The sequence below is a fragment of the Marisediminitalea oceani genome, assembly GCF_003731635.1.
In the GTDB taxonomy this organism is placed as follows: domain Bacteria; phylum Pseudomonadota; class Gammaproteobacteria; order Enterobacterales; family Alteromonadaceae; genus Alteromonas; species Alteromonas oceani.
Genome location: NZ_RCUA01000012.1, coordinates 166,057 through 172,598 on the forward strand (window position 1 = coordinate 166,057; position 6,542 = coordinate 172,598).

The window sequence follows — 6,542 nt, forward strand, 5'->3', positions numbered from 1 at the left end:
ATGAAGCTTTTTAACACCTTGCTGATGAGCACGGCTTTATTGTCGGCGTCAGCCTTTGCTCAGGAGCAGGACTTAAAGCCTGCCATTGACACTGCCAAGGAAATCAACGAGTCAGCTGCCAAATCGCAGCAAAAAATTGATGGCATTACCGATCAGATTGACAGCAAGCTGCAACAGTTTAAAACGCTGAACAAAGAGATCGAAGGTCTGGAAGTGTACAACAACCAGCTGCGTAAACAGATCGCCAACCAGGAACAGGAAATGGCTGACCTGAATGCGGCAATCGATGAAGTGTCTGTTATCGAGCGTCAAATCACGCCACTGATGATCCGCATGATTGATGGCCTGGAACAGTTTATCGAACTGGACGTGCCGTTTCTGCCGCAAGAGCGTGCTGAGCGTATCGCCAGCCTGAAAAGCATGATGGACCGCGCCGATGTGGCAGCGTCTGAAAAATTCCGTCGTGTAATGGAAGCGTATCAGGTTGAGATGGATTATGGCCGTACTATGGAAGCCTACACGGGTATCCATGAAATCAACGGTCAGGAGCGTGACGTTGAGTTTTTACGCTTAGGTCGTACTGCGCTGATTTATCAAACACGTGATGCCGGTACGCAGGGCGTGTGGAACAAGCAAACCCGTCAGTGGGAAGAGTTAGACAGCTCTTACCGTACCCAGGTAACCAAAGCATTACGCATGGCCAAGAAGCAACTTGCACCTGATCTGTTAATGCTGCCTGTAGCGATTACAGACTAAGAGGACGAAGATGATGTTGAAATCGTTTAAGAATATCGTATTTGGTCTGGTTGCTGCGAGCATCAGCGTAAGCGCTGTCGCACAGGATGACCGTGCATTAGATTTAGATGCTTTATTAAAGCAGCTGGAAGAAGGTAAGTTCGCGCAAACTGAGCAAAACAAGCAGCGCGAGCAAGAGTTTATGGCGCAACGCGCAGAGCAGGACCGCATTCTGCGTGAAACTGCACAGCTGCGTGATCGCACGCTGGCGACGTCAGAGCAGCTCGAAACCACCTTTGAAGAAAACGAGTTTAAACTGGCAGACTTAAATGAAGCGCTGACCAACCGTTTAGGTTCATTAAAAGAATTATTTGGTGTGCTGCAACAGGTTGCCGGCGACACTAAAAACAAATTTTATAACTCAGTGGTATCTGCTGAAATCCCGGGCCGTGCTGCGTTTTTAGACCAGCTTGCTCAGGACATGGGCTCAAGCTCAAAACTGGCCTCTATCGATGAAATCGAACAGGTCTGGTATGAAATTCAGCGCGAAATGACCCAATCAGGCAAAGTCACCAAGTTCACTATCGACGTTGTTGAAGCCGGTGGCGCGAAAGTATCTAAAGAAGTGGTTCGTGTTGGTCCGTTTGCGCTGGTCTCAGATGGCAAATACCTCGATTACAACGGCCTGACTGGCACTGTTGCCGAGCTTATCCGTCAGCCTGCTGGTCGTTACGGTGAGTCAGCTGCTGAGCTGCAAGCTTCGAATGGCGAACTGGTTAAGTTTGGTATCGACCCGACTGGTGGTTCAATCCTTGGCCTGCTGGTACAAGCGCCTAATCTGCAGGAACGTGTAGAGCAGGGTGGTGTGGTTGGTTACATCATTCTTATCGTAGGTGCCTTTGGTCTGTTACTGTCGATTGAGCGTCTGTTTACCCTGACTATCATTCGTACCAAGGTAAACCGTCAGCTGAAGTCAAAAGAAGTGAAATCTACCAACCCGCTGGGCCGTGTACTGAAAGTACGTGATGAGCATCCTAATGCCGACACTGAAGCACTGGAACTGCACTTAACTGAAGCCATTCTGGCTGAAGTACCTAAGCTGGGCCGTAACCTGACTATCATTAAGATTATCTCGGTTGTGGCACCGCTGATGGGTCTGTTAGGTACCGTTACCGGTATGATCAACACCTTCCAGGCGATTACCCTGTTTGGTACCGGTGACCCGAAACTGATGGCTGGTGGTATCTCTACTGCTCTGGTAACTACCGTACTGGGTCTGGTAGTAGCTATCCCGACTACCTTACTGTACGCGATGCTGAATACGCGTAGTAAGAACATTGTTTACATTCTGCAGGAACAAGCTGCCGGAGTAATCGCTGAGCGCGCTGAGAAAGGCTAATCATCATGATTGAGTTTCTGGAAGCAATTCGTGATTTTACAGAAACCGGAGGCCAGGTACTCCTGGTCATCGGGTTGCTGATATTCGTCATGTGGCTCTTGATCCTCGAACGTGCTCTGTACCTGCTGATTTGGCACAAAAGCTTAAGCAAAGAAGCAATCGCTCAGTGGAAATCCCGCGAAGATCGTTCTTCCTGGTACGCTGAGCAGGTTCGCTCAAAAGTCATTTCGTCGCTGACCATTCGTTTAAATGGCAGCATCCCGATTATTCAGGCGCTGGTAGCACTTTGTCCGCTGCTGGGTCTGATGGGAACGGTAACCGGAATGATCGAAGTTTTTGATGTTATGGCCATCTCAGGTTCAGGTAATGCCCGTTCGATGGCGTCTGGTGTTTCGAAAGCCACTATTCCGACTATGGCCGGAATGGTTGGAGCACTGTCTGGTGTATTTGCGTCAACCTGGTTGAACCGCAAAGTGAAAACCGAACGTGCTCACTTAGAAGAAGCACTCGTCAAGCGCTAACAAGGTATTCCGAGAGGGGGACTCGTTGCGAGTCGCCCACTAGAAAGGTAAGAAAGAATTATGAAACAGCATTTTCAAAACCTGGTGGATGAAGAAGAAGCCACCATTGATATGACGCCCATGCTGGACGTTGTATTTATCATGTTGATCTTCTTCATCGTAACGGCCTCTTTTGTGAAAGAAGCGGGTATCGACGTTAACCGTCCTGAAGCCGCCACTGCGGTTAAGAAAGATCGGGCTAACATCCTGATTGCCATCACGGATAAAGGCGAAATCTGGATTAACAAGCGACGTATCGATGTTCGTGCTGTACAGGCTAATATTGAGCGTTTACACGCGGAAAACCCGCAGGGCACCGTAGTTATTCAGGCCGATAAGAAAGCCACTACGGATACGCTAATTAAAGTGATGGATGCATCCCGGGCCGCTGGTGTTTACGATGTGTCAATCGCCGCGCAAGAGCCATAAGCGAGCATAGACCATGTCACGATTTTTAATCGCATTTGTTGTATCACTGGCGATTACGTTGGGATTGTTCTTTCTGATGCAGTCGCTGATCAAAATGGGCGGCAGTGCACTCACTGAGCCGCCTAAAGGCAGCGTGTTAGACTTTGTGCGCATTAAACCTGAAGAGCAGGTGCAGAAGAAAGAACGTAAACCACGTAAGCCACCCAAGCCAGAAGAGCCACCACCGCCGATGGACTCTCCGCAAATGGACTCGCCGAGTCCGGATGCTGATAGCAGCGGAATGTCTTTTGCCGCAGATGTGGGCGACAGCATGGCACTGGAAGGCGGCGGTTTAGCGCTGGAAGGCGGCGATGGTGAGTACCTGCCAATTGTGAAGGTATCGCCGGTTTATCCCCGTCGTGCGCTGCAACGTGGTATCGAAGGTTTTGTTATTGTTGAGTTCACCGTAACCAAACAAGGTGCCGTGAAAGACGTGTTCGTTATCGAAGCGAATCCGGAAGGCATTTTTGAACAGGCCGCGATGGACGCAGCGAAGAAGTTTAAGTATAAGCCTCGGGTTGTAAATGGTGAGCCAGCGGAAGTTTCCGGTGTGCAAAACCGTATTACGTTCCAGATAGACGGGTAAGGTGAGTATGAAACAGACACTTTCTAAATCCCTGTTGTCACTGGCGGTGGCAGGCTTGTTGTTCACTGGCGCGAGTTCGCTGGTGGCAGCACCTGCAGTTGCCCAGGAAGAACAAAAAGCCAGCGAGCGACCCACTCGTCGTACGCCGGCCCTACGTTCGAAGGTTTACGAGCAGTTAGCCCGTGCCCAGGAACAGGCGGATGCAGGCAACATTGCTGAAGCGGTGGACATCCTGGATGTGGTTCAGGACAAAGCCAGTTCCATGAACAGCTATGAGCTGGCCATGATGTATAACTTTTACGGCTTTATTTACTACAACGACGAGCAGTACGACAAAGCACTGGAAAACTTTGCCAAAGTGGTTGCGCAACAGCCAATCCCGGAAAGCTTCGAGATGAGTACGCTGTTCAGTCTGGCCCAGCTACACCTTATGCAGGGCAACTACAGCCAGAGTATTGAGTATCTTGAGCGTTGGGAAGCGTTGAATACCGGTAAAATTCCACCGAAGAATCTGGTAATTAAAGCCCAGGCCTATTATCAGAATAAGCAGTACGCTGAGGCGTCAGAATTCATCAATCGGGCCATTCAGGGTCACGAAGATGAAGGCATGATCCCGGACGAAGGCTGGCTGATTTTACAACGTGCTATTTATTACGAGCTCAAGCAGCCTGAAAAGGTTAAAGACGTGCTGGTAAAAATGGTGAAGTTGTTTAACGAGCCAAAGTACTGGATCCAACTGGCGGGTATGTACGGTGAGCTGGGTGAAGAAAAAACGCAGCTGGCGATCATGGAAGCGGCTTATCAGCAGGGCTACGTGACCAATGGCGGCGATATCTTTAACCTTGCACAGCTTTATTACTATCATAAAGCGCCTTACAAAGGTGCCCGACTGATGGAACAGGCGTTAAATGATGGCGTGCTGGAAAAGAACCTGCGTAACCTTAAGTTCCTCGGCCAAAGCTGGACGCTGGCTAAAGAACAGGAAAAAGCGGTACCGGTTATGGCTCAGGCAGCCGACTTATCCGATGACGGTGAGCTGGATGCACAACTGGCGCAAATTTATCTGAACATGGAAAGCTGGGACAACGCCATCGAAGCGGCAGACAATGCGCTTAATAAAGGTGAGCTGCGTAATCCGGGCATCCCGTACCTGATTAAAGGCATGGCGCTGTACAACAAAAAACAGTATGCCGCGGCGCTGGATACCCTGGCCGAAGCTGAGAAATTCAGCTCAAGCAAAGGTATGGCGCAGCAGTGGTCAAAGTTTGTTGAGTCAGAAAAGAGCAGCAGCGAGCAGATTCAGGCTGAACTGGGCTCATAAGTTGTTCATCGCATAATCGATTGAAAAGCCAGCTATATGCTTAATGCCGATCAGTTAAGAAATTTATACTGATCGGTTGACCGATCTTTCTACGGGTTCACAATCCGATATCAGTCTCTGGTATCGGATTTTTTTATGTCTTTACTTACACACCTCGATGATACATTTAGTCATGCGGAAGACTTGAATGCTATCGATAAATTGAAGTCCTTCGTTGACCCTGAACTTCTCCAGCAAGCTTATGAATTATCAGGTGTAGCGACCGTCAGGCGTCGTCGATTACCTCTGGATTCGGTCGTTTTTACCATTGTTGGTATGAGTCTTTTCCGTAACGATCCTGTCTGGGACATTGCGAATAAACTCGATGTTTCGCTACCGGGCAAAAACCGTTTTGTTGCGCCTAGTGCGCTAGTACAAGCCCGCCAACGACTGGGGGAAGATGCCGTCGGACACACTTTTAAACTGATGGCACAGCGGGCATTTGGCGAGTACGCTTTTGAGCAGTGGTGTGGTTTAAATGTACTGGCGGTTGATGGCGTGATGTTTCGTGCTCAGGATACCGCTGAGAATCTTGATGCATTTGGTTGCGACCGGAATGCCAGGGGGGATAATCCGTACCCGCAGGTACGCATGTGCAGTCTGATGGAAACGTCCAGTCACCTTCTTCTGGCCAGTGAATTTGACAGCCGGAATGTGGGAGAGATGTCTCTCGCAGAGCGGCTTATCCCTTCGGTTCCTGATCACTCTCTGACCCTGTTCGACAGAGGCTATTACTCGCTAGGGCTACTGTACTTGTGGATGACTAAAGGGGTTAACACGCACTGGATGCTTCCCGCCCGTAAAGATTTACAGTACACAGTGAAACATCAACTAAGCGAACATGATGCTTTAGTGACCCTTGAGACATCGCCTCAGGCACGAAAGAAGTTTGATGGTTTACCTGAAACTATTGAAGCGAGACTTACCCGCTACGAAGTCGACGGGAAGACCTATCGCGTACTTAGTTCAATGGTTGATGCGATGCAGTTTCCCTATGCAGAAGTTGTTGATGTGTATGTTCAGCGCTGGGAAATAGAGTTGGGTTTCAGGGAAATGAAACAGACTCTGCATCAGGCAAAACTGACGCTTCGTAGCAAGAAGCCTGAGATGGTGCGTCAGGAACTGTGGGGGCTGTTGCTCGCCTACAACTTGATTAGGTTGATGATGCTTGATGCCGTCAAAGATATGCCGGAGCTATCACCCTCCAGGCTTAGCTTCGGACTCTGCATGAGGCATATCATCGTGTTCTTCCTGACTACTATCCCAGACACAGTGACCAAGCTGCCAGTTCACTATGAATACCTGATGGAATCGTTGAGGATGATGAGGTTACCGGACAAACGACCTGACAGGTATTATCCACGAGTGGTAAGGAAGAGACCGGCTAAGTACCCCTCAAAGAAAAATGCCAGTCAGCTTAACTGACTGGCATTA

General features: G+C 49.3%; 7 protein-coding genes. All 7 read left to right on the forward strand.

The genetic code is table 11. The features are described 5' to 3' along the window. The 7 genes from D9T21_RS04125 (at position 1) to D9T21_RS04155 (ending at position 6,533) form a co-directional block, all read left to right on the forward strand. Complete coding sequence (locus tag D9T21_RS04125; protein ID WP_123323852.1) at positions 1 to 756, forward strand: DUF3450 domain-containing protein; 756 nt, start codon at positions 1 to 3, stop codon at positions 754 to 756. Between the two features lie 13 nt (positions 757 to 769). After that, positions 770 to 2,134: a MotA/TolQ/ExbB proton channel family protein gene (locus tag D9T21_RS04130; RefSeq protein ID WP_123323853.1), complete on the forward strand. Its 1,365-nt coding sequence runs from the start codon at positions 770 to 772 to the stop codon at positions 2,132 to 2,134. A gap of 5 nt (positions 2,135 to 2,139) precedes the next feature. Further along, complete coding sequence (locus D9T21_RS04135) at positions 2,140 to 2,655, forward strand: MotA/TolQ/ExbB proton channel family protein (protein WP_105932916.1); 516 nt, start codon at positions 2,140 to 2,142, stop codon at positions 2,653 to 2,655. A 60-nt stretch (positions 2,656 to 2,715) separates the two neighbouring features. Beyond that, entirely contained in the window at positions 2,716 to 3,123 is a 408-nt protein-coding gene (locus tag D9T21_RS04140; RefSeq protein WP_105932915.1) for an ExbD/TolR family protein, read from the forward strand. 13 nt (positions 3,124 to 3,136) lie between these two features. Then, on the forward strand, positions 3,137 to 3,748 hold the full coding sequence (locus tag D9T21_RS04145; protein WP_123323854.1) for an energy transducer TonB: 612 nt from the start codon (positions 3,137 to 3,139) through the stop codon (positions 3,746 to 3,748). A gap of 1 nt (position 3,749) precedes the next feature. Continuing rightward, on the forward strand, positions 3,750 to 5,069 hold the full coding sequence (locus tag D9T21_RS04150) for a tetratricopeptide repeat protein (RefSeq protein WP_241155613.1): 1,320 nt from the start codon (positions 3,750 to 3,752) through the stop codon (positions 5,067 to 5,069). Positions 5,070 to 5,204: 135 nt separating this feature from the next. Continuing rightward, positions 5,205 to 6,533: an IS4 family transposase gene (locus D9T21_RS04155; protein WP_105934698.1), complete on the forward strand. Its 1,329-nt coding sequence runs from the start codon at positions 5,205 to 5,207 to the stop codon at positions 6,531 to 6,533. Positions 6,534 to 6,542 lie beyond the last annotated feature (9 nt).

Excerpts from the sequence above, each read along its gene's own strand:
- D9T21_RS04125 (WP_123323852.1), top strand. The coding sequence starts at position 1 with ATGAAGCTTTTTAACACCTTGCTGATGAGCACGGCTTTATTGTCGGCG.
- D9T21_RS04130 (WP_123323853.1), top strand. The coding sequence starts at position 770 with ATGTTGAAATCGTTTAAGAATATCGTATTTGGTCTGGTTGCTGCGAGC.
- D9T21_RS04135 (WP_105932916.1), top strand. The coding sequence starts at position 2,140 with ATGATTGAGTTTCTGGAAGCAATTCGTGATTTTACAGAAACCGGAGGC.
- D9T21_RS04140 (WP_105932915.1), top strand. The coding sequence starts at position 2,716 with ATGAAACAGCATTTTCAAAACCTGGTGGATGAAGAAGAAGCCACCATT.
- D9T21_RS04145 (WP_123323854.1), top strand. The coding sequence starts at position 3,137 with ATGTCACGATTTTTAATCGCATTTGTTGTATCACTGGCGATTACGTTG.
- D9T21_RS04155 (WP_105934698.1), top strand. The coding sequence starts at position 5,205 with ATGTCTTTACTTACACACCTCGATGATACATTTAGTCATGCGGAAGAC.